Annotated in this window: 17 protein-coding genes; 6 read left to right on the top strand and 11 right to left on the bottom strand. The window is 62.3% G+C overall.

What is annotated here, in order from left to right; genetic code table 11:
- Positions 1 to 23 precede the first annotated feature (23 nt).
- From H6851_16820 to H6851_16805, 4 genes are all read right to left on the bottom strand, one after another.
- The gene (locus H6851_16820; GenBank protein ID MCB9945272.1) at positions 24 to 1,406 is read right to left on the bottom strand and encodes a sigma-54-dependent Fis family transcriptional regulator; all 1,383 of its coding nucleotides are present in this window, start codon (positions 1,404 to 1,406) and stop codon (positions 24 to 26) included.
- A complete protein-coding gene (locus tag H6851_16815; GenBank protein ID MCB9945271.1) occupies positions 1,406 to 3,592 on the bottom strand; it encodes a PAS domain-containing sensor histidine kinase in 2,187 nt (728 codons plus the stop codon). The genes H6851_16820 and H6851_16815 overlap by 1 nt, the downstream gene beginning before the upstream one ends.
- A 120-nt stretch (positions 3,593 to 3,712) precedes the next feature.
- Complete coding sequence (ntrC, locus tag H6851_16810) at positions 3,713 to 5,158, bottom strand: nitrogen regulation protein NR(I) (GenBank protein ID MCB9945270.1); 1,446 nt, start codon at positions 5,156 to 5,158, stop codon at positions 3,713 to 3,715.
- Between the two features lie 69 nt (positions 5,159 to 5,227).
- A complete protein-coding gene (locus tag H6851_16805) occupies positions 5,228 to 6,343 on the bottom strand; it encodes a PAS domain-containing protein (protein ID MCB9945269.1) in 1,116 nt (371 codons plus the stop codon).
- Positions 6,344 to 6,506: 163 nt separating this feature from the next.
- Here H6851_16805 and H6851_16800 point away from each other — a divergent pair, with 163 nt between their 5' ends.
- The 4 genes from H6851_16800 (at position 6,507) to H6851_16785 (ending at position 9,607) form a co-directional block, all read left to right on the top strand.
- A complete protein-coding gene (locus H6851_16800; GenBank protein ID MCB9945268.1) occupies positions 6,507 to 7,667 on the top strand; it encodes a bifunctional 2-C-methyl-D-erythritol 4-phosphate cytidylyltransferase/2-C-methyl-D-erythritol 2,4-cyclodiphosphate synthase in 1,161 nt (386 codons plus the stop codon).
- A gap of 17 nt (positions 7,668 to 7,684) precedes the next feature.
- Positions 7,685 to 8,158, top strand: coding sequence for a CinA family protein (locus tag H6851_16795; GenBank protein ID MCB9945267.1), 474 nt, complete (start codon positions 7,685 to 7,687; stop codon positions 8,156 to 8,158).
- Positions 8,158 to 8,589, top strand: coding sequence for a PaaI family thioesterase (locus tag H6851_16790; GenBank protein ID MCB9945266.1), 432 nt, complete (start codon positions 8,158 to 8,160; stop codon positions 8,587 to 8,589). Before H6851_16795 ends, H6851_16790 begins: the two co-directional genes overlap by 1 nt.
- A gap of 142 nt (positions 8,590 to 8,731) precedes the next feature.
- Positions 8,732 to 9,607: a DMT family transporter gene (locus tag H6851_16785; protein ID MCB9945265.1), complete on the top strand. Its 876-nt coding sequence runs from the start codon at positions 8,732 to 8,734 to the stop codon at positions 9,605 to 9,607.
- A 37-nt stretch (positions 9,608 to 9,644) separates the two neighbouring features.
- Here the strand turns inward: H6851_16785 and H6851_16780 are convergent, their stop codons facing one another.
- From H6851_16780 to H6851_16750, 7 genes are all read right to left on the bottom strand, one after another.
- Positions 9,645 to 10,733: an ABC transporter ATP-binding protein gene (locus tag H6851_16780; protein ID MCB9945264.1), complete on the bottom strand. Its 1,089-nt coding sequence runs from the start codon at positions 10,731 to 10,733 to the stop codon at positions 9,645 to 9,647.
- The gene (locus H6851_16775; GenBank protein ID MCB9945263.1) at positions 10,721 to 11,980 is read right to left on the bottom strand and encodes an ABC transporter ATP-binding protein; all 1,260 of its coding nucleotides are present in this window, start codon (positions 11,978 to 11,980) and stop codon (positions 10,721 to 10,723) included. Before H6851_16775 ends, H6851_16780 begins: the two co-directional genes overlap by 13 nt.
- Before the next feature lie 94 nt (positions 11,981 to 12,074).
- On the bottom strand, positions 12,075 to 12,863 hold the full coding sequence (locus tag H6851_16770) for an alpha/beta fold hydrolase (GenBank protein MCB9945262.1): 789 nt from the start codon (positions 12,861 to 12,863) through the stop codon (positions 12,075 to 12,077).
- 294 nt (positions 12,864 to 13,157) lie between these two features.
- Positions 13,158 to 14,555, bottom strand: a complete 1,398-nt coding sequence (locus H6851_16765; GenBank protein ID MCB9945261.1) for a hypothetical protein — start codon at positions 14,553 to 14,555, stop codon at positions 13,158 to 13,160.
- A 395-nt stretch (positions 14,556 to 14,950) separates the two neighbouring features.
- The gene (locus H6851_16760) at positions 14,951 to 15,658 is read right to left on the bottom strand and encodes a class II aldolase/adducin family protein (GenBank protein ID MCB9945260.1); all 708 of its coding nucleotides are present in this window, start codon (positions 15,656 to 15,658) and stop codon (positions 14,951 to 14,953) included.
- Positions 15,659 to 15,678: 20 nt separating this feature from the next.
- Positions 15,679 to 16,254: an NAD(P)H-dependent oxidoreductase gene (locus H6851_16755; GenBank protein MCB9945259.1), complete on the bottom strand. Its 576-nt coding sequence runs from the start codon at positions 16,252 to 16,254 to the stop codon at positions 15,679 to 15,681.
- A complete protein-coding gene (locus tag H6851_16750) occupies positions 16,251 to 16,637 on the bottom strand; it encodes a RidA family protein (GenBank protein ID MCB9945258.1) in 387 nt (128 codons plus the stop codon). The genes H6851_16755 and H6851_16750 overlap by 4 nt, the downstream gene beginning before the upstream one ends.
- Before the next feature lie 311 nt (positions 16,638 to 16,948).
- Here H6851_16750 and H6851_16745 point away from each other — a divergent pair, with 311 nt between their 5' ends.
- Together H6851_16745 and H6851_16740 are read left to right on the top strand one after the other, a co-directional pair.
- Positions 16,949 to 19,255: a caspase family protein gene (locus tag H6851_16745; protein MCB9945257.1), complete on the top strand. Its 2,307-nt coding sequence runs from the start codon at positions 16,949 to 16,951 to the stop codon at positions 19,253 to 19,255.
- Positions 19,221 to 20,555: an OmpA family protein gene (locus tag H6851_16740; protein ID MCB9945256.1), complete on the top strand. Its 1,335-nt coding sequence runs from the start codon at positions 19,221 to 19,223 to the stop codon at positions 20,553 to 20,555. Before H6851_16745 ends, H6851_16740 begins: the two co-directional genes overlap by 35 nt.
- The last annotated feature ends 129 nt before the right edge of the window (positions 20,556 to 20,684 follow it).

Raw genomic sequence — 20,684 nt, 5'->3', positions numbered from 1 at the left:
TTTGTCAGTCGTTGTGCTGTGGTTCAGTCGTCGCTGTGCAGTCCCAGGGTCTTGAGTTTCCGGTGCAGTGCCGAACGTTCCATGCCGACGAAGTTCGCTGTCCTGGAAATGTTGCCACCGAAACGCTGAAGCTGCGACTGCAGATAGGCGCGTTCGAAATGCTCGCGGGCCTCGCGCAACGGCATCGATACGAGCTGGCCGTTGGCGCGCGGGTCCATCTGCCTTGCTGCGCTGTCGGTCAGCTCGGGCGGCAACCCCTTGATGCCGATCATGCCGCTGTCGTTGTCGGGCGCCATGATCAGCATCCACTCGACCGCGTTGCGCAACTGGCGGACATCGCCCGGCCAGTCGGCGGTTTGCAGGACCGCCATGGCATCGTCATCGATCTTGCGCGGCGTCAGGCCCGCCTCACGGGCTGCTTCTTCCATGAAGAAGGCCACCAGTTCGGGAATGTCGATACGGTGCTCGGCAAGCGGCGGCATGGGCAGCGGCACGACATTGAGCCGGTAGTACAGGTCCTCGCGGAAACGTCCGGCAGCCATCTCGGCCGTAAGGTCACGATTGGTGGTGGTGATGATGCGGACATCGACTTCCCGCTGGCGATCGCCGCCCGGCCGCACGAAGCCGCGATCCTGCAATGCGCGCAGGATCTTGCCCTGGGTGTCCAGTGGCATGTCGGCGACTTCGTCGAGCACCAGCGTGCCGCCGTCGGCCCTTTCCATCATGCCGACCACCGGTGGCTGGTCGGGGCCGAGAAAGCCCGGCTCGCAACCGAACAATTCGACGTCCATCCGATCCGCTGCGAGCACGGCGGTGTTCAGCACCACGAACGGACCCTCGGCCCGCCGCGAGCACTGATGGATGAGGTGGGCGGCGACTTCCTTGCCGGAGCCCGGCGGGCCGCTGATGAGAATGCGGCTGTTGGTCGGGGCGACCCGTTCGATGGCCTGGCGGACCTTGCCGATGACCGGCGACGAACCGATCAGTTGGGGCTTGGGTGCCTTGCGCTTCAGATCCTCGTTCTCGCGTCGGAGGCGCGTGGCCTCGATGGCCCGCTCGGCGGCCACCAGCAGCCGGTCCGACTTGAACGGCTTCTCGATGAAGTCGTAGGCGCCCTTCCTGATGGCGTCGACGGCCATCTCGATGGTGCCATGCCCGCTGAACATGATGGCCGGAACCTCGGGGAAGCGATTCTTGACGATTTCGAGGATCTGCACGCCGTCAAGATGGCTGCCTTCGAGCCAGATATCGAGGAGGACCAGTGCCGGAGGCCGCTTTGCGATCTCCTGGATGGCCTCGTCGCTGTTGGCTGCCTGCCGTGCAACATAGCCCTCATCTTCGAGGATGGCGGATACCACCTCGCGGATGGCCACTTCGTCATCAACGATCAGGATATCTTTTTTCATCATGGGTCCGATGCAAACCGCAATGCTCGACCGCTGTCGCGATCATCAAAGTCTGACGAGCTCAGGCGCAGCCTTTGTTTGGGAAAGACCAGCCGCACCAGGGCACCGCCGAGATTGCCGGCGTCAAGCTCGATCCTTCCATCATGTTCCTCCATGATCTTGTTGACGATGGCAAGTCCCAAGCCGGTTCCTTTCGCCTTGGTTGTCACGTAGGGTTCCAGGATTCTGTGACGATCCGCGGGCGGCAAGCCGGGTCCGCTGTCCTCGACTTCCACCACGAGACCGTCCATGCGGCTGCACAACCGGGTGATGACAATGGCGGGGCCGTCATCTGCGTTTCGCTCTCCGATGGCCTGAATCGCGTTCAGCAGGAGATTGGTCAAGGCCTGACTGATCTTTTCGCCGTCGCAGTTCAGTGTCGTATCCTGTGGCAGTTCGTCCTGCAACTCAAACGTGATTTTCGGCCATGCCGACCGCTGGAGCAAGACTGCTGAGCGGGCAAGATCCCTGATCTTCTCGTCATGCATGACGGCTGTCGGCATTCTCGCAAAGGCGGAAAACTCGCTGATCAACCGGCCTATCGCATCCACCTGCTTGACGATGGTGTCGATCGAGCCGGCAAAGCTCTCCCGATCCTCCGATGCCACCTGGGCTTTGTACTTGCGGTTGAGTCGTTCGGCGGACAGTCGAATGGGGGTCAGGGGGTTCTTGATCTCATGGGCGATCCGTCGGGCGACTTCCGACCATGCTGCCTGGCGCTGCGCGCTGAGAAGGGCCGTGATGTCGTCGAAAGTGAGCACATAGCCCGTGATCTCGCCCGCGCTGGTCTGGGCGGACAGGCGGACCAGCAGGGTAAACGTCTGATCGTCATGCCGGACTTCCAGGTGCTGCGACACCGAATTCTGCGAGGCGGAATGCAGTTTCTCGAACAATGGCGCGACCTCCGGGAGAACATCCTCCATCGGCAGGTTTTCCAGTTCGAAGGAGTCTCGCTCGAAGAACTCGGCGGCGGAACGGTTGGGCAGCAGAATGCGGCGGTCGGCATCAAGGCCGATGACGCCCGCCGTCAGGCCCGCCAGCACCGCTTCGGTGAAACGGCGGCGCTCGTCGAGTTGCTGGTTGGCCTCGACCAGTTCCCGTCGCTGGCTCGACAACTGGCTGGTCATGCGGTTGAATCCGCGACTGAGGACCGCGATCTCGTCGTCGGCATCACCCTCGGGGACCCGGGCGAGGAGGTCGCCGCTGCGAACCCGGTCAGCCGCCGATATCAACTGGCTGATGGGCCAGACCAGCCGGTCGGCGAGACTGAGGCCGAACCATACCGATGCCAGCAGCAGCAGCAGGGCGACGATCCCGAACAGCAGGGCGGAGGTGAGCTGGATTTCCCAGCGCTCGCTCTGCATCTGCTCATATTCGTGGGCGACCGTCTGGGTCCGCTGCATGAAGGTCAGGACCTCGGCGTCGACAAAGCGGCCGACGAACAGATAGGCATCGACGAAACCGTCCAGCCGGACGAGCGCGCGCACGCGGTCGTCGCTGTCGCCGGTGATGACCGCGACGTTCCCGCCGGTGGCGGTCTCCAGCGCCCCGATGGGAATCTGGCTCATGTCGAAGCTGAGGCTCAACCCGCTGCGTGCGAGGATATTCCCCAGGCTATCGAATACCACGGCTTCGGAAAGAGCGCGGATCTGCGCCTGATCGTCGACCATGCGTTGCAGCCGGTCGGCATTCTGGATGAGCAGCGCGCCTTCGCGGTTGAGGTCAGCGGCCATGGCCAGCGCGTCCGCGCGGATCACCTCCTTGTGTTCGTTGAGATAGGCTTCGGCGACGTTGAGGGAGTTGTCCAGTGCGGTGCGGATGCGGTCGCTGAACCATGCCTCCAGGCCCGAACTCAGGAAGACGACCGAGAACACCGAAACGACGATGGAGGGTGCCACCGCGACGACGGCGAACAGGCCGACCAGCCGGGTGTGCAGTTTCGAGCCGGCGATACCCTTGCGCCGCTCGAGCACCAGCTTGACCAGCCGTCGGCCGACCACGACGCCCAGCAGCAGCAGGAGAACGAGATCGACATTGAGCAGCGCTATGACGGTGCGGATGCTGGAACCGAACGGCGGGGTTCCCGTGATCAGCACATAGGTGGCAATGCCTGATGCCACCGCCAGTACGCTCAGGATGAGCGCCAGACGCCGCTCCAGATCGAAGCGCCGGATATGGTCCCATATCGTGGGTTCGCTCAGCTTCAGGCCGGAAAGCACCGAGAGTTTGTCCCCTTTCAGTTCAACCAATACCGTAAGTCGAGCATATTAGAGCCCGCGTATCAATTGAATGTCGTGTTCCTTGATCTTCTTTCTCAATGTATTTCGGTTGAGACCGAGGATATCTGCCGCCTTGAGCTGGTTGCCACGGGTGGCAAGGAGGATGCGTCGAATGAGCGGCCCTTCCACTTCACTGAGGATGTGCTGGTAAACCCCTGTGGGCATTTCGTCGCCTTCGAAGGCGCGCAGGTAACGGTCGAGATGGCGTTCCACGGCGGTGGCCAGTGGAATGTCGACATCGGCGGTCGTGACGGTTTCCTGCACGGTCTTGGCCTCGACGAGCTGGGCAACGATGCAGGTCTCGTCGATGGTCTCCTCGCTGTAGAGTACCGCTACACGTCGGATGAGATTCTCTAGTTCGCGAACATTGCCCGGCCAGGAATGAGCGCGAAGGCGGCGCAAGGCGCCGGGCGTGAGCGTCTTGAGCGGCAGGCCCTCATCATGCGCCTTGGCGAGGAAATGGTGCGCGAGCGCGGCGATGTCGTCGAACCGCTCGCGCAGCGGTGGAAGGCGCAGGGGCACGACATTGAGGCGGTAGTACAGATCCTCCCGGAACAGTCCCTGCTCGACCATCAGCTTGAGGTCGCGGTGGCTGGCGGCAATGATTCTCACGTTGGTCTTGTGTGGAACATCGCCGCCCACCGGCACGAACTCGCCCTGCTGCAGGACCCGCAGCAGCCGGGTCTGGGCTTCAAGCGGCATGTCACCGATCTCGTCGAGGAACAATGTGCCATCCTGGGCCTGCTCGAAGCGACCGGTCCGGCGACCGGACGCGCCTGTGAACGATCCCTTTTCGTGGCCGAACAGCTCGCTCTCGATCAGTTCGCGCGGGATTGCCGCCATGTTGACCGCGACGAACGGGCCGTCGCGGCGGCGGCCGAAATCGTGCAGCGCACGTGCGACCAACTCCTTGCCGGTACCGCTTTCGCCGGCGATCAGCACGGTCAGATCCGTGCCCGTGAGGCGGGCGATGACCCTGTAGATCTCCTGCATCGCTGCCGAACGGCCGATGATCGGCAGTTGTCCTTCCGGCATTTCCTCGCGGTTCATCTGCGCCGCGGCCCTGTTCCGGCGCGTGAGGGCCCGCTGCACGGTCGCCACGAGCGAATCGATGTCGAACGGCTTGGGCAGGTATTCGAACGCGCCACGTTCTGTCGCGCGTACGGCGGTGAGCAGCGTATTCTGCGCACTCATGACGATCACGGGCAGGTCTGGTCGCCGGGACTTGATCTTGGGCAGCAGATCGAGGCTGTTCTCGTCGGGCAGGCCCACATCCGTGATGACGATGTCGCCCTCGCCATCGGCGACCCAGCGCCACAACGCGCTGGCGACGCTTGTGGCCTGAACGCGATATCCCTGGCGCGACAGCGCCCGCGAGACGACCATGCGCACCGCGGAATCGTCTTCGGCCAGCAGGACGGTTTCATCATTCATGACAGGTCCTCCTGATCCATGCGGGGCTTGGAGCGTTCATCTTCATCCGGCGAAGGTCGTCCACGATGCTCATGGCCGCGGCTTTTCGGGGCGGAAAGCCGGCAGGCGGACGCGGAAGACCGGTCCGTCCTCCTCGCTGGCATAGGCGACGATGCCGCCATGGTCGTTGACGATCTTGGCCACCAGGGACAGGCCGAGTCCGCGCCCCTTGGGCTTGGACGAGATGAAGGGCTCGAACAGGTGGTCGATCATGTCGGCCGTGACGCCCTGACCGTTGTCGCGCACCTCGATGGTGATCGGCAACTCGATGCGTTCCTGCGAGTTGCCGACCTGCACGCGCAGGCCGTGCTGGTAGTGGGTGGTGAGGATGACCTGCCCGCCCTGCCGCGGTGCTGCCTCGGCGGCGTTCTTCACCAGATTGAGAAAGACCTGGATGAGCTGGTCGCGGTCACCGGCAATTTCGGGCAATGACGGGTCATATCCCTCGATGATCTGAATGTGGCGCGCAAAGCCGTTCTCGGCGACCCGGCGGACATGCTCCAGCACCAGGTGGATGTTGACCGGTCTGCGTTCGATCGGGCGCTGTTCGGCGAAGGGGTCCATGCCGTCGATCAGTGCCACAACGCGGTCGGTCTCGTCGCAGATGAGCTGGACCAGCGCCTTGTCCTCGTCGTTGAGGTCGTGATCCAGCAATTGCGCCGCACCGCGAATTCCCGACAATGGATTCTTGATCTCGTGGGCCAGCGTCTGGGCAAGGGCTGCAATCGACCGCGCGCTGCCGCGATGGGCGAGATGGCGGTCGAGACGCTGGGCCACCGAGCAGCGGTGCAGCAGGATCAAAATGGGTCCGCTGTCACTCATCGGCACGATGTGAACATCGACATCGGCGGCCTTGCCGCGGGTCAGCGTCAGGGCGATGCCATATTCCGATACCGAGACCCCGTCCAGGCGGACCTGCTCGATGAGGCCCGCCAATGTCGAATGCGGTGCCAGCAGGTCCCTGAACGGGCGACCGCAGAGCTGGTTGGCGCTGGCCGAGAACATCTGCTCGGCCGCCGGGTTGAGCGTGATGAAACTGCCGTGCTCGTCGAGGGCGACGACAGCTGACGGCAGGGCGTCGATGATGAGGGAGGGGGTGAGCCCGCTTGAGTTCACGTCTGTCGGGTCCTGATAAATGGGTGAAATTTAGGCAAATGATATCGAATGCCTAAATTTATGGCAGATCATGACCACAATTGCCCTTTGCCTGCAAGCGTTTGTCACGCTTGGCAGTCCCCCATCGAGTTCCTAGATTGTCGCCCACCATGTGGTTAACGGGTGTCGCACACACCAGCCTGACGGAAGTTTCATGCAGAATGCGGTTTTGATCGTTGCAGGCGGCAACAGCACGAGATTCGGCGGGGATCGGCCGAAGCAATATGCGCGCCTCGGTGACCGGACCGTGTTGCGCCGCGCCATCGACACGTTCATGGCCGTTCCCCGTATCGACCATGTGCAACTGGTGATCGGCGACGGACACCTTGATGACTATCGATGCGCCACGCGGGGGCTCGACCTGCCGGCACCGGTCATGGGCGGTGACGACCGGCAGGCCAGTACCCTCCATGGGCTTGAGCGGCTTGCCCTCGACGGTCCGCCGGTCAATGTCCTGGTCCATGACGGTGCGCGCCCGCTCGTCTCGACGGCATTGGTCGAACGCGTTCTCGACGGTCTTGCGCGTCATGAGGCCATCCTCCCGGTGGCGGCCGTTCCCGATACGCTCAAGAAGGTGACCGGAGACAGGGTGACGGGTGAAATTCCCCGGGATGACGTCCGCCGTTCGCAGACACCGCAGGGTTTCCGTTTCGATCTGCTGCTCGCTGCCCACAGGAAGTTCGCCGGTACCGGTCGCACGGATGACGCTGCAATCGTCGGGATGTCCGGCGGCGAGGTGGTGACGGTCGAGGGAGAGGAGGACAACATCAAGATCACCCGCAATGACGATCTTGCGCGGGCCGCGCGCCTTTGCGGATTGCCGGCGGTGCGCTGGCGTACGGGTCTGGGTATCGACGTGCACGCGTTCGAAACCGGGCGGCCACTGGTCCTCGGCGGTCTGGTCATCCCCCATGACCGGGGCCTCGCCGGCCATTCGGATGCCGATGTCGCCCTGCATGCCATCACCGATGCACTGTTCGGGGCCATCGCGGATGGCGATATCGGCAGCCACTTCCCGCCCGGCGATCCGAAGTGGCGCGATGCCGATTCGGTGATCTTTCTCGAACATGCGGCCAGCCGGGTCCGTGCGCGTGGCGGATTCATCGAACATGTCGATCTGGTCATTCTCTGCGAACGGCCGAAGATCGGCCCGCACCGAAGTGCGATGCGCGAGCGGATCGCCAGCATCCTTGCCATCGGGATCGATCAGGTGAGCGTGAAGGCATCCACGACGGAGCGGCTCGGTTTCACCGGGCGCGAGGAAGGGATCATGGCGCACGCCACGGTCACGGTGGGCATGGAGCAGCAGACGTGAGCGGAGCAGTCGGAACGATCGATGCGCTGGCCGCCGAACTGGTGGTGTCGTTCGGTCGGCGCGGCGTGGTGGTGGCCACGGCCGAATCCTGCACGGGTGGCCTCATCGCCGCCTCGATCACGGATGTTCCCGGATCCTCGGCCGTGCTCGACCGCGGCTTTGTCACTTATTCGAATGCCGCCAAGATGGAAATGCTGGGTGTCGAAGAGGAAACCCTGATGAAGCATGGTGCCGTCTCGCGAGAGGTGGCGGCGCAGATGGCCGAAGGCGCACTCGCGGCAAGTCATGCCGATGTCGCCGTGGCGGTCACCGGCGTTGCCGGACCTGACGGCGGCAGTGCCGGCAAGCCGGTCGGTCTCGTTCATTTTGCCCGTGCGGGCAGGTCCGGGCCAACCCGGTCCGAGCATCACGTATTTTCCGGAGATCGTGCTGCCATTCGTCGGGCGACGGTGCGTCGGGCTCTGGAACTGCTCATGGAGGTGACGGCCTGATGGACGAGCAAATGGGAGCATTCGGGCGCTGGCTCGGCATGGAAATCCACCGCTGGGAAGAGGGGCTTGCCGTACTCTCTCTCGCCATCCGACCCGAAATGCTCAATCGCAGTGGCATTCTCCATGGCGGCGTGCTGACGACGCTGATGGATACCGCCGGCGGTTATGCCGGCACCTATTGCCCTGTCGATGGCAACATTCGCAAGGCGTTGACCCTCTCGCTCACCACGCAGTTCACCGGTCAGGCACGAAGCGGCATCATCACGGCCACGGCGACGCACCGTGGCGGCGGGCGCAAGTCGTTCTTCGCCGATATTGCCGTCACTGAAGCGGCTGGAGGGGAGATTTCCTTCGGTAGTGGAACATGGCGCTATCGCACCGGTCACGATGATCCGCGCGGCGTGCCACTGGCGAGCATTGAACAATTGTAGATATCTGCCAACTGAGAAGCAGTAGCGTCTCGATGAAATCCTCGCCCGGCGTCCTTGTCTCCGCCTTCCTTGGACAGCGGCGGGACGGACGTCTATGAGGACATTCGGCTTCGTAGAGGGGGGCAGGGAATTGCCGGGTTCGATGGTGGCTTACGCCTATCTTGCGGCGACGATGTTGTGCTGGGGCGGAAATGCCATTGCCGGACAGTTTGCCGTCGACAATGTCTCACCGCTGCTTCTGGTGGCGCTGCGCTGGCTGTTCGTCAGTTCGTTCCTGGTGATGATGTACCGCAACGAGCTGCGCGAAACCTGGCCCATGTTGCGCAAGGCACCGCTGCGGATCGTCCTCATGGCGGTGCTCGGCTTCACCGCGTTCAATTCGCTGTTCTACATCGCCTCGCATCATACCACCGGCATCAACATCGGCATCCTGCAGGGAACCATACCGGTGATCGTTCTCGTCATGTCCGTGTTCGTCTTTTCCACGCGGATCGGCGCGATGCAGGTCGCCGGCGTGATCATGACGCTCGTGGGCGTCATTGCGGTCGCCAGCCGCGGCGATCTCGACCGTCTGCTCAATCTGGAATTCAATCCCGGTGATGCGCTCATGCTGGTCGCATGCCTGTTCTATGGCGGTTATACACTGGGCCTCAAGGTGCGGCCGCCAATGCCGGGGATGGTATTCCTCAGCTGGCTCTCGATCATCGCCGCTGTCTCGTCATTGCCGCTCGCACTGGTCGAATGGCTTGGCGGAGGAACCCAGTGGCCGACCGCGCAAGGCTGGGTCGTCACCGCCTATGTCGCGATCTTCCCGTCATTCCTGTCGCAGATCTTCTTCATTCGCGGAGTGGAACTGATCGGGCCCGAGCGTGCGGGCGTATTCGTCAACCTGGTCCCGATCTTTGCCGCCATTCTCGCCGTATTGCTGCTGAACGAAAGCTTCGAGGTGTATCACGCCATCGCCCTGGCACTCGTTCTGGGCGGGATCGGATTGTCGGAACGGGCCAGGATCCGCTGACGGGCCGAGTAGGCGCGCGTTCGAACGCGCCGGGTCGTCAGGCGACGAGACGCTGGTCGGCATAGAGGAAGGTGCGCTCCTCATCGAAGACCAGATGACCCAGATCGGGCGGGAAGGGGATGCCTTCGGGCACCTTCACCTTGAGCTGGTGGCGACCCATCCCGACCGTGACGATACGATAGGCACCCATATCGTCGATGCGCAAAACCTGAATGGGCACACCTCGCGAACTGGTGTCCGTCTCCAGACGCAGAAATTCGGGTCGAACGCCAAGTTCGAGCCGCTTTCCCGCATGTCCGCGCGCCGCGGCCATCCACCGACCGCCAAGGGCGATGCGCATGTCATCGACCGAAAGACCCTCGTCATCCGGACGACAGGGCAGGAAGTTCATCCCCGGCGAGCCGATGAAATAACCGACAAAACGATGCGCCGGCACTTCGAACAACTCTTGCGGTGTTCCGAACTGGACGACTTCGCCATCCTGCATCACCGCAACCTTGTCGGCGAAGGTCAGGGCCTCGTCCTGATCCCAGGTGGCATAGACCATCGTATGATGGAACCGGGCATGGATCTGCCTGAGCTTCCGGAGGACATGCCCCTTCATGCGGGGGGCGATCATGGCGAGCGGCTCGTCGAACAGGATTGCTGCGACATTGTCGCGGATCAGGCCGCGACCCATCGAGATTTTCTGTTTCCGGTCGGAAGACAGGCTCGATGCCTTCTCGTGCAGGCACTCATCCAGGTCGAGCATCTCGGCAATTTCGGCAACCTTCTCCTGGATGGCAGCAGTCGGAATCCGGCGGTTGCGCAGGGGAAGGCCCAGATTTTGCGCCACGGTCATCGTGTCATAGACCACCGGAACCCGGAAAACCTGTGCGATGTTGCGCCTTGTCGCATCGAGTGGCGTTACGTCCCTGTCGTCAAACAGCACGCTTCCCCGGCTTGGCGAGGTCAGGCCCGAAACCAGATCGAGCAGTGTCGTATTGCCGCAATCCGGCGGACCCAGCAGGGCGTAGGTGCCGCCATCCTCCCAGACGAGATTGGTCGTCTTGAGCGCACAATCCTGCGGTTCCCGCGGTGATACGGCAAAACTGTGGGCGAGGTCGCGCAATTCTATTCGCGCCATGATGCGCCTCCACCCTCCAGCGCCTGTGCATCGATTGCCGGAAATGCCTCAAGCGCGCCGGTCTCGCCGAACACGAAGATCTTCGAGGGATCGAGGTAGATTGTCACCGATGCGCCCGTCGCGTGCTGATGCACGCCGGATAGCTGCACGATCCATGATGTCCGCCCCTGGGCAACATGGACGAAGGTCTCGGAACCCGATATCTCGGACAGTTCCACGGTCCCTTCTATGGGAATGGAATGATTGCCGTCGGGAAGGAGGGAAAGGTGCTCGGCACGCACGCCAACCGTCATGCGCAGTCTGTTGGCCGTGGCGAATTTCTCCGAAAGTGGAATTGCAAGACCGGACTCGCTGACCGCCATGCCGCGGTCGACCTGCACGTCGATCATGTTCATCGGCGGATGGGAGAACACCCGGGCGACGGCGGATGAGCCGGGCCGGTGATGGATCTTCGATGCCGGTCCGACCTGCAGCACGCGGCCGCCGTCCATGATCGCCACGGTGCCGCCCATGGCCAGTGCCTCCAGCGGTTCGGCGGTGCCGTAGACCACGATCGAGTCGCGAGTTTCGAAGATCGCCCGCAGTTCCTCGCGCAATTCCTCGCGTGGCTTGCGGTCGAGATCGGCCAGCGGTTCGTCGAGCAGCAGCAGCGAGCTTTCCCTGGCGAGGGCGCGGGCTATCGCGCAACGCTGTTGCTGTTCCACCGGCAACTCCGCCGGAAGGCGGTGAAGACTGGACTCGATCCGCAACGTGGACGCGATGTGCCGCACCCGGGCATCGATGTCGTCCTTTGGCATCTTCTGCATGCGAAGCGGAGCGGCGATATTGTCGTGGACGGTGAATGCCGGGTAGTTGATGGCTTGCCGGTAGACCATAGCCACGTTCCGCCGGCGCGGGCTGGCACCGGTCATGTCGACGCCGTCGACGAGGATGCGCCCGGCCGTCGGCCGTTCGAGGCCGGCGATGACCCGCAGCAGCGAGGTCTTGCCCGCCGAGGCGGGGCCGAGCACGACGTAGAGCTGTCCGGGCCTCAGTTCGAGTTCTATGTCGTCCAGACGGACTTCTTCCTGGACGGTCAGGCCCACTTCGCTCAGATGAATGGTCAAGGGCGGACCTCGGCCTGCATGAAGGACGGCTCGCCTGTCTGCGCCGTCATTGTACTGCCGCTTTTCATGACACCGACCCGTCGTAGCCTCGTGCTTGCGAACGCAACCGCCCTGTCGACCTTGCAGCCGGGCCGTCCGCATGTCCCCGTTTCAGCCGAATGTGACGCGGCGGATTGTGGATGAACATTTCATGGGGGTAAACATGTGTTCTGTCGGACAATTTACGCGCGGCAGCCTATGTCGAGGCGAGAAGTTCGCGCAGGGCGCGGATCGTTTCGCGAGGGGCCGCGGCATGCACCCAATGGCCCGCGTCGGCAATGGTCTCGATACGGGCACTGGGAAACAGTTCGAGAATGGTGCCGACATCGGCATCGCCGACATAGGTCGATTTTCCACCACGCAGGAACAGGCTGGGGCCGTCGTAGCGGGAGGCATTCAGCTCGTTGGGCCAGTCGAGGATCGTCGGCAGTTCTTCGAGCAGGACCTGCAGGTTCGATTTCCAGTAGAGCCCGTCATCGTTGGACCCCGAATTTTGTGCCAGGAAGGCACGAATTGCCGCTTCGGGAATATTGGCAGACAGAGCCGTTTCCACATCGGAACGCCGCGACATCGAATCGAGGTCGAGGCCAAGCATGGCTTCGAGATAGCCCCGGAAATCCGACCTGTAGGTAACGGGGGCGATATCGACCACGCCGAGCCTTGCAACCCTGCCCGGATGCTGCAGAGCCGTGGTCATGGCAACCTTCCCGCCCATGCTGTGACCGACAAGCGAAGCCTGCTCGATGCCGTGATCGTCGAGCAGGCGGATGATGTCATAGCTCATGGATGGATAGTCCATCGCACCGGTCCACGGCGAATCGCCGTGATTTCGAAGGTCGACGGTCAGGATGCAGTGATCGGCGGCGAGAGCCTTGGCAATGGCCTGCCAGTTGCGGGCGGAGCCAAGCAGGCCATGCATGATGACCACCGCATCTCCCTCCCCGAACTTTCGCCATGACAACTCGACGGGAGCGTTATCGGGCATGTCCTTTCCCCAGATGATGAACCGGCGACGCCTGGCCGGCGCTCTCATGCGCAACGGGTTCTGGGTGGAGGAGATCCAACGGCGGGTCAAGCACCGTCGCGTGTGGAGAGGTTCGCGATGATGGCGGGTTCAACGGGAAAGGATCGGCCCGGGGAATTATCGAAAACGTGGACAGGCTATCGAAGCTGGATAAATCGAATGCGACAATATGCTGATTTAGAGTATTTCTTCATAACAGTGCCGTCCCCGGAACAACACATTCCCCGGGGACGGCAACACGGTGCTATCTAGCGATCAGAAGAGATTCTTGTACATCTTGCTCGACTCGGGATTGTAATGCGTCGGATACAGCATGTAGACCTGTTCCGATTCGCCGCCCCGGCAGTTGAAGTACGATTCGTAGGCGATATTGCCGGAGTTCCTCTTGAAGAACGCGTACATGTTCCTGATGAACAGCGCATTGTCGCCATTGCCCTTCCAGAAGGTGGTATTGCCGCGATTGGTGATACCCCACTCGGCAAGGGCCAGTTTCTTGCCATGCGACTTGGCGAACTTCATCCACGTCTCGATGCCGATCGGGTTCTTCATGTCACCCCGCTGGGCGCTCTCGTTCCACTTGGCCTGCGTGCGGTTGTCCGTATCGCGGTCGTAGTAGCTGACGCCGATGAAATCGACGACGTCATCGCCCGGATACAGGTCCGAGGCATTGCGGTCGAAGTGGGTCCGCTTGCCGTTGTGCCAGTTGAACTTGAGCTTGGGAGCGACGGAATGCATCTTGTGCACGATCCGCCTGAAGCAGCTCTTGTAGTTGGCGACACCGTAATCGGCGATCCACGGATAGGTCCGCAGATTGGCTTCCCAGCCGAGCCGCAACGAAATGTCGGCCAGTCCGCGATCCTTCAGGATCTGGGCAATTTTCGTGAAATAGTTGTCAAATTGCCCATTTGCGCACTGCTTGAGCTGCCCGCGATGGGTCTCGGGGAGCATCGGCAGGCCGATGGAAGGGAAGGAACCGTCCTTCTTGGCGTTGATGAACTTGTTCAGGCTTCCACCCGAGAAATACTTGATGATGGCGTTCCAGTCGTACCGGTAGGGAGCCCAACCGACCGTGGAGGTCATCTTCGAACCCCGCCAAGCGGCTTCCGCGGTCTGGCTTCCGCAGGTCATGCCCGACCGCCAGGAAAGCTTTCCGGAAGGCACATCGGCATAGTCCCAATTCGATGAACCCGAGCTGGAACCCGATGAACTTGCAGAGGAACTGGACGAACTGCCGCTCACCGAACATCCCAGCGCTGCCAGCTCGCTCTCGTATCTGGCTTCCCGCCTCAGGGCCCAGTCGACACCGTTCTTGTAGTCGTTGTGCTTCAACAGGTTGGCAAGAAGCGTCTGCAACGTCTTGGCTTCCGACGTGCTGCAGGAGGATGAACTGGCGGTGGAACCCGTCGTGCAGCCGGCGGACTTCAACTGGCTCTGGTACAGGTTGACGCGCCTCGTGACCCAGTCGGGCGGCGGCGACTTGCTGTAATCGTTATGCTGTTTGAGCTTCTGCAGGTTGGCAGCGATATTGCTGCAAGTACTGGAGGCCACCCGAACGATGTTGCTGCCGGTATTCACCGACACCGGGACTTTTACCGGCGAAAGAGCACTGGCCTCATGGGGAGTAAGGAGAAATACGCCTATCGCGAGCGACAAAACTCCTTGTACAATAGGAGTGTATAGCGGCTTTTGGGCAAATTTCATTGAGCAAACCGTCCGACGTTGTGAAGATTCAGGTTTCAGATCAGTCAGTGACATTGTCACCGGCGAGGTGCTCGAAGCACTGAGTGAACCCCACGGACCGAGGGGACTCACAGTTAACAGACGCCACTGGCTGGCGCCTATTCCGCTTGATTTCATTTTTTTTCGATTCATGCGCAGATTTGTCGGAGGACCACCCCGTTGCTTGCGGGATCGCGGTACGCCGCATTTTCAGCTTTCGATGATCAACCCGTTGATTGAAGGTGGAAAATTCTGACACATCGCAAATGTTTCCATCCCTGTCGAAAACAGGTGGATCCGTCCGGTGATCGAAGGGCGAAAGCCCGCCGTCAGGCGCTGGCGCGCCGGGGCGGGGCTTCGAATGCGGGCGCCTGGCCTTCCTCGATTTCCTCGGGCTGCTTGCCATAGGCGCCGATGCGCTCGATCACCTCGTCCATCTGCTCGTTGGTGAGGATCACCGGCCTTGTGACCTGCAGCGTGCGCCAGTAGACGTTGGCGAGGTTTTCGACCTCGATGGCGAGCCCCAGGGTCTGGTCGAGCGATTTTCCGGTCGCGAGCATGCCGTGATTGCCCATCAGGCAGGCCTTGCGGTCTTCGAGTGCCTTGAGGATATGGTCGCTCAACTGCTGGGTTCCGAATCGCGCATATTCGGAGCAGCGGATGTCATAGCCGCCGGCAACGGCGATCATGTAGTGGAAGGCCGGGATGTCCATGCGCAGGCATGCCAGTGTCGTGCAGGCCGTGGCGTGGGTATGGATGACGGCATTGCAGTCATCGCGTTCGCGCATGATGTCGAGATGGAACCGCCATTCGGATGAGGGCAGGCGTTCTCCCTCGTAGCTTCCATCCCAATAGAGCTTGACGATGTCCGTAGGCTTCATGAGGTGATAGGGCATGCCTGATGGTGTAATCAGTATGCCGTCATCCAGTCTTGCACTGACATTGCCCGAAGAACCTTGGTTGATCCCCACTTCATTCATCGTCAGGCAGATGCGGATGATGTCTTCCCGCAATTTCTTGTCCGTCAAGCGTGCCATTTCCGCATTTTCCCCTGTGGCTATATTTGTTCCAACGCTCGTGTAACGCGGTCGATGAATATCCGGCCGCGGTCCTCGGTCAAGGCATTCACATGGTAAAGGGCGTGATAGTCGATTTTTGCCCGCCCGCCGGAGTGCCAGCCCAGATGCCGCTTGATCAGCTTGCGCGGAGGGTCGCCCATCCACCAGGCCACATGGCGTGGCTGACCGTAGGTGACGATGCCGACGATCCGCTCGACATGGGTCATGAGCGGGCGGGTGCGTGCCGGGTCCGACAGGTCGAAGGCGACACCCGGGAGGAAGACGCGGTCGAGGAAGCCCTTGAGGATGGCCGGCGGGCCGAAATTCCACGTCGGGAACTGGACGATCCACGTGGATGCCGCCATGAGCCGGTCGACATAGGGTCGGACCAGTTCCGCGTTGCGGGTCTCGTCGTGGTAGATCTCGCGGTCGCGCGAGCTGAGGACCGGGTTGAAGCCCTCGGCGTTCAGGTCGAGAAAGTCCACGTCACCCTTGAGAACTTCTCTCGCGCGGTTCTTGATCGCGCCGTGCAGGGACTGTTCCAGCGGGTGGCTGTAGATATGGAGTATGCTCATCGGCCGGCCGCCGTCGCTTCGATCTCCACCCGGAAGGCCGGTCGTGCCAGGGCCTTGACGAACAGCAGCGTGGAGGCCGGTGCAGGGTCGGCGACGAAGGCGTCGCGCTCCGCCATGTAGAGCGGGCGATCCTCCGCGTCTGTCAGATAGGTGCGCAGGTGGACGATATCCCGACGGCACATGCCGGCCTGTGCCAGACAGCGGTCGATCGCGTCGAAGATGATCCGGCACTGTTCCCGGCATCCAGAAGGTATCTCGTTGTCGGCATCGATGCCGAGGAGACCCGACATGATCAGCAAACGACTCCCGGCGGCAACCTCCACCGCCTGGTGATAGCGTCCGAAGCCCGGATGCACCCCTTCGGGCGTAAATGCACGATTCACGTTTCCTGTCGCCTTGTCATGAATTCATGGTCTCGAAATTCACCAAGCTGATGAGCTCATAACAGAGAGATTTCGAATTGCCGATAGCTGTCACATTTGCGGGCAGGCATGAAAACATCGAGATATTCTTTGATCGGGGAAAGTCTCTGGTTGATTGTCTTTGATGTTGACCCAACCCTGACAGGGAGTGTGAGCAATATCACCGCGTCCATAGGTATGTTGAGGCATAGAAGTCAAGCCGACGATCCCGTTTGTCTTGAATGGGTATGGTAAATATGGCACTTCTGCGGAAACGTCGAAAGAGGGGGCTGATGAAACCGGTTGCAACAGGATTCCACGGTATGCGGCCGTGCCGGATCCTGTTCCTCGCACTGATTTTCCTGCTCGCCGGCGGGGAGGTCGACGCAAGGGAGCGCCGGGTGGCGCTTGTCATCGGCAACAGCAACTACCAGCACGCCTCCGAACTCCCCAATCCCGACAACGATGCCCATGCGATCGGCAGTGCGCTCCGGCATGTCGGTTTCGACGAGGTGACGGTGCGAACCGATCTCAACCGTGCCGCGTTCCAGCACGAGTTGCAGACTTTCACCCGCGAAGCCCGGGACGCCGATGTGGCGCTCGTGTTCTATGCCGGCCACGGCATTGAGATGAGCGGACAGAACTTCCTCATTCCCGTCGATGCCGAACTGGCGAGCGACGTCGATATCGACTTCGAGGCCGTGCCACTCGATCTGGTCATGCGATCGGTCGATCCGGCCAGGAAGCTGCGCATCGTCCTTCTGGACGCCTGTCGCAACAATCCCTTCGCCAACCGCATGGTACGCTCGACCGGCAGCAGCCGCAGCGTCGGTCGCGGCCTTGCCCGGATCGAGCCGCCGGGTGACATGCTGGTCGCCTACGCCGCCAAGGACGGTCAGGTTGCCGAGGACGGCTATGGATCCAACAGCCCGTTCACCACGGCACTCCTCGAATATATCGACAAGCCCGGTCTCGAAATCCAGTTCCTGTTCCGCAAGGTTCGCGATGCGGTGCTGCAGAGTACCGGCTACCGCCAGGAACCCCATGTCTACGGGTCGCTCGGGGGCGATCCCTTCTACTTCATTCCGCCGGACGATGCGGACGGTCCGTCCGATGCTTCCGGCGCGCGTGTCGAGCTGGAGCTGGCATTCTGGAAGTCGATCGAATCGAGCCGGTCGACAGCCCCGTTCGAGGAATATCTGAGACAGTTCCCGAATGGGGTCTTTGCCGGGCTTGCACGTATCAGGATCGACGCGATGCGCGTTGCCGACGAGGGGCGTACCGACGGACAGCAGGTGGTCTCCCTGAGCGATACCACCGCCGACGGCCTGCCGCCACCGCGCCCTGTGACGATCCAGCCCGCGCCGGTTCCCTCTTTCGCTGCCATCGCGCAAACTGGCGGTGGCGTAACGCCCACCAAGACATCCGCGCACGCTTTCGCTCAAGTGGCGTCGCTGGCCACCGGCAAGCTGGCCAGGGTGGAAACCGCAACCGGTCCGGTGGAAAGCACGTGGGATGGCCTGCCCGGTACGGCGACATCGTTCCAGGGAACGGGCGAACTGCGGCCGCTGGCCAATGGGCAGGGACAGCTTGCTGCCCATGCCGTCGATGATGCGGGGCGGCCGGTGGCGAACGCGACGTCGGCAGGAACCGCTGCGGTTCCTGCACTGGGGGCAGAGGTCAAGGTGGCGGCACTGTTGCCGAAGGAAGTGCTTCCGGTGGATCGGCCGCCGGCACCCGGCATGGCCAAGCAGGCACTGCCCGGCATGCTCATCCTGCCGACGGCGCGTCCGGCGACGCCACCGCTTGTCGCGCGGAACTGGTTGCAGGAGGTTCCCTGCACGGTCGTCGATGTGACCATGCACGGCGCCAGGCTGGAGGTGAACGGATACAGCCGCGAGCCCGATGCCGTCGTCGAGGCCGTTCGCCGCCTGCCCGAACGCAAGCTGCCGCCGGCCGACGATGTCAGCATCGAGCCCCTCCGGCAGGGCTTCTGTGCGCCTGTCGATACGGTGCGCAAGGTGCTCGCGGGTCGAGAGGATGTGGTCATGTCGACCGTCGATGTCCGCCCGGCCCGACGGGACTGGTTTGCCGGCGACCAGCTGGAACTGGAGCTTCGCGGCTCGCGTCATGGCCATGTCAATCTCGCCCTGTTCAGCGAGGACGGTACCGTCCAGCCGCTCGCGGTCGACGACGTTCGCGACGTCACCCGCAGGATTGCCGATGGCAAATGGCGCCTTCCGGCATCCGTCGGCCAGCACCTGCTCATGGCCGTCGTCACCGATCAGCCATTGGAGCTCACCAGCAAGGGAGAACAGTCCACGTCAACATATCTCTCCTCGCTCGAGGACGCGCTTCAGAACCAGGAACTTTCCGTAAGCATCGGCTTTGCCGTCCTGCGCTCGCGGGAGCGCCCGGCCCCCGTGGCTTCCACGCCCGCACCGGAAAAGGCCAGCCGGCCGGCCGGGAAGCAGGCGGCTGTCGAAAAGACGACAAGTCCGCGAGAGGATCCGCAATGCGCGGACATCCTCATCAAGGCACAATTAGGGGAATATCTCACTCATGATGACAGGACATTCTTGCAGGCGCACTGTCACTGAACCTCGGAAATATCTCCGGATCGGTACCGCATTGGCCCTGGCCGTGACATTGTCATCCTGCGGCTGGTGGAACGACATGATGGGCCTCACCGATGCCCCGGATGAGCCGGCCGCCACGACCGCACAGGCGGCACCGCAGGCTGCGGCCCAGCCCGCCGCTCCGGCCGCAGCCGCCCAGCCGGCGGAGACGCCGCCACCGCCGCTTCCGTTCGACGAGGCGTTCTGGTCCGCCGCCAACAAGCTCTTCGCCGATGCCAATGTCAGCAAGGAAACGACCCATCTTCTGGTCATCGATCCGCTGGTCGACGGCGTTACCGGCGTGCAGTACGACACGACGCGCTCGATGCAGGCCGATCTGATGTCGCTTGCCCGGGACAAGTACCCGTATTTCGATGTGAAGGATTTCTCCCCCGAGACGGTAGCGGAGAATCCGCTGGTGCTGGTCGGCACGTTCACGCCGGTCAACGAGATGCGCAAGACGGCCGGCAAGCGTGACGCGTTCCGTATCTGCCTTGTGCTCGCCGATCTCGCCAAGGGGGTCACCGTCGGCAAGGGAGTGGCCTTTGCCCGCATCGAGGATGTGAACGCGACGCCGACACCGTTCTTCACCGAGAGCCCGACATGGCGTCAGGACAACTGGATCCAGGCCTATATCAACACCTGTCAGAAGACCAAGCCGGGGGACCCGATCGACCCGACCTATCTCGAAGGCGTCCTGACCGCGTCTCTGGTGGCCGATGGCATCGACGCCTACGAGAGCGGCCGCTACCAGGAAGCGCTCGACCTCTATCTGAACGCCCGCAGCACGGCCGCCGGCGATCAGTTGCGGATCTACAACGGCATCTACATGGCCAACTGGAAGCTCGGCCGGCGCGACGATGCCAGTCAGGCCTTCGGCTCGATCATCGACTACGGCCTGCGCAATGGCCAGATTGCGGTCAAGTACCTGTTCAAGCCGGGATCGACGGCATTCTTCCCGGATCCACGGATTACCGAGGCCTATCCGATCTGGACCGAGCAGATCGCCAGGCGTTCCGTGCAGGACAATGCCTGTCTGGAGATCACCGGGCACACCAGTGCCACGGGCCCCGCGGCCCTGAACGATCGATTGTCGCTGTTGCGGGCCGACGTGATCCAGAAGCGTCTCATCGACGTGGACCCGGCGATGGCGAGCAGGACCATAACCAATGGCGTGGGGAGCGCACAGGCCATCATCGGTTCCGGGACCGACGATGCCATGGATGCACTCGACCGTCGTGTCGAGTTCGGCGTCATCGACTGCAATGGCGCCAGGAGCTGAGGACGGGGACGGATTCGGCTGCGGGTTTGCATGGTCCGCGGCCGGGTCCGAATTGCCCCGGTCCGGTGCCGGTCGGGGGATGTCCTGTGGTCCGGACGATCTCGAAATGATGGCTTGACTTGCCGACGT

It is taken from the genome of Geminicoccaceae bacterium (genome assembly GCA_020638465.1).
Lineage (GTDB): Bacteria > Pseudomonadota > Alphaproteobacteria > Geminicoccales > Geminicoccaceae > JAGREO01.
The sequence above is the reverse complement of the archived record's forward strand: the minus strand, read 5'-3'. Positions and strand labels throughout refer to the sequence as shown.

What these genes read in the sequence shown, in the direction of transcription:
- H6851_16820 (MCB9945272.1), bottom strand. Translation starts at nt 1,406, where the DNA reads ATGAAAAAAGATATCCTGATCGTTGATGACGAAGTGGCCATCCGCGAG.
- ntrC (MCB9945270.1), bottom strand. Translation starts at nt 5,158, where the DNA reads ATGAATGATGAAACCGTCCTGCTGGCCGAAGACGATTCCGCGGTGCGC.
- H6851_16800 (MCB9945268.1), top strand. Translation starts at nt 6,507, where the DNA reads ATGCAGAATGCGGTTTTGATCGTTGCAGGCGGCAACAGCACGAGATTC.
- H6851_16790 (MCB9945266.1), top strand. Translation starts at nt 8,158, where the DNA reads ATGGACGAGCAAATGGGAGCATTCGGGCGCTGGCTCGGCATGGAAATC.
- H6851_16785 (MCB9945265.1), top strand. Translation starts at nt 8,732, where the DNA reads ATGGTGGCTTACGCCTATCTTGCGGCGACGATGTTGTGCTGGGGCGGA.
- H6851_16780 (MCB9945264.1), bottom strand. Translation starts at nt 10,733, where the DNA reads ATGGCGCGAATAGAATTGCGCGACCTCGCCCACAGTTTTGCCGTATCA.
- H6851_16775 (MCB9945263.1), bottom strand. Translation starts at nt 11,980, where the DNA reads ATGCGGACGGCCCGGCTGCAAGGTCGACAGGGCGGTTGCGTTCGCAAG.
- H6851_16770 (MCB9945262.1), bottom strand. Translation starts at nt 12,863, where the DNA reads ATGCCCGATAACGCTCCCGTCGAGTTGTCATGGCGAAAGTTCGGGGAG.
- H6851_16760 (MCB9945260.1), bottom strand. Translation starts at nt 15,658, where the DNA reads ATGGCACGCTTGACGGACAAGAAATTGCGGGAAGACATCATCCGCATC.
- H6851_16755 (MCB9945259.1), bottom strand. Translation starts at nt 16,254, where the DNA reads ATGAGCATACTCCATATCTACAGCCACCCGCTGGAACAGTCCCTGCAC.
- H6851_16745 (MCB9945257.1), top strand. Translation starts at nt 16,949, where the DNA reads ATGAAACCGGTTGCAACAGGATTCCACGGTATGCGGCCGTGCCGGATC.
- H6851_16740 (MCB9945256.1), top strand. Translation starts at nt 19,221, where the DNA reads ATGACAGGACATTCTTGCAGGCGCACTGTCACTGAACCTCGGAAATAT.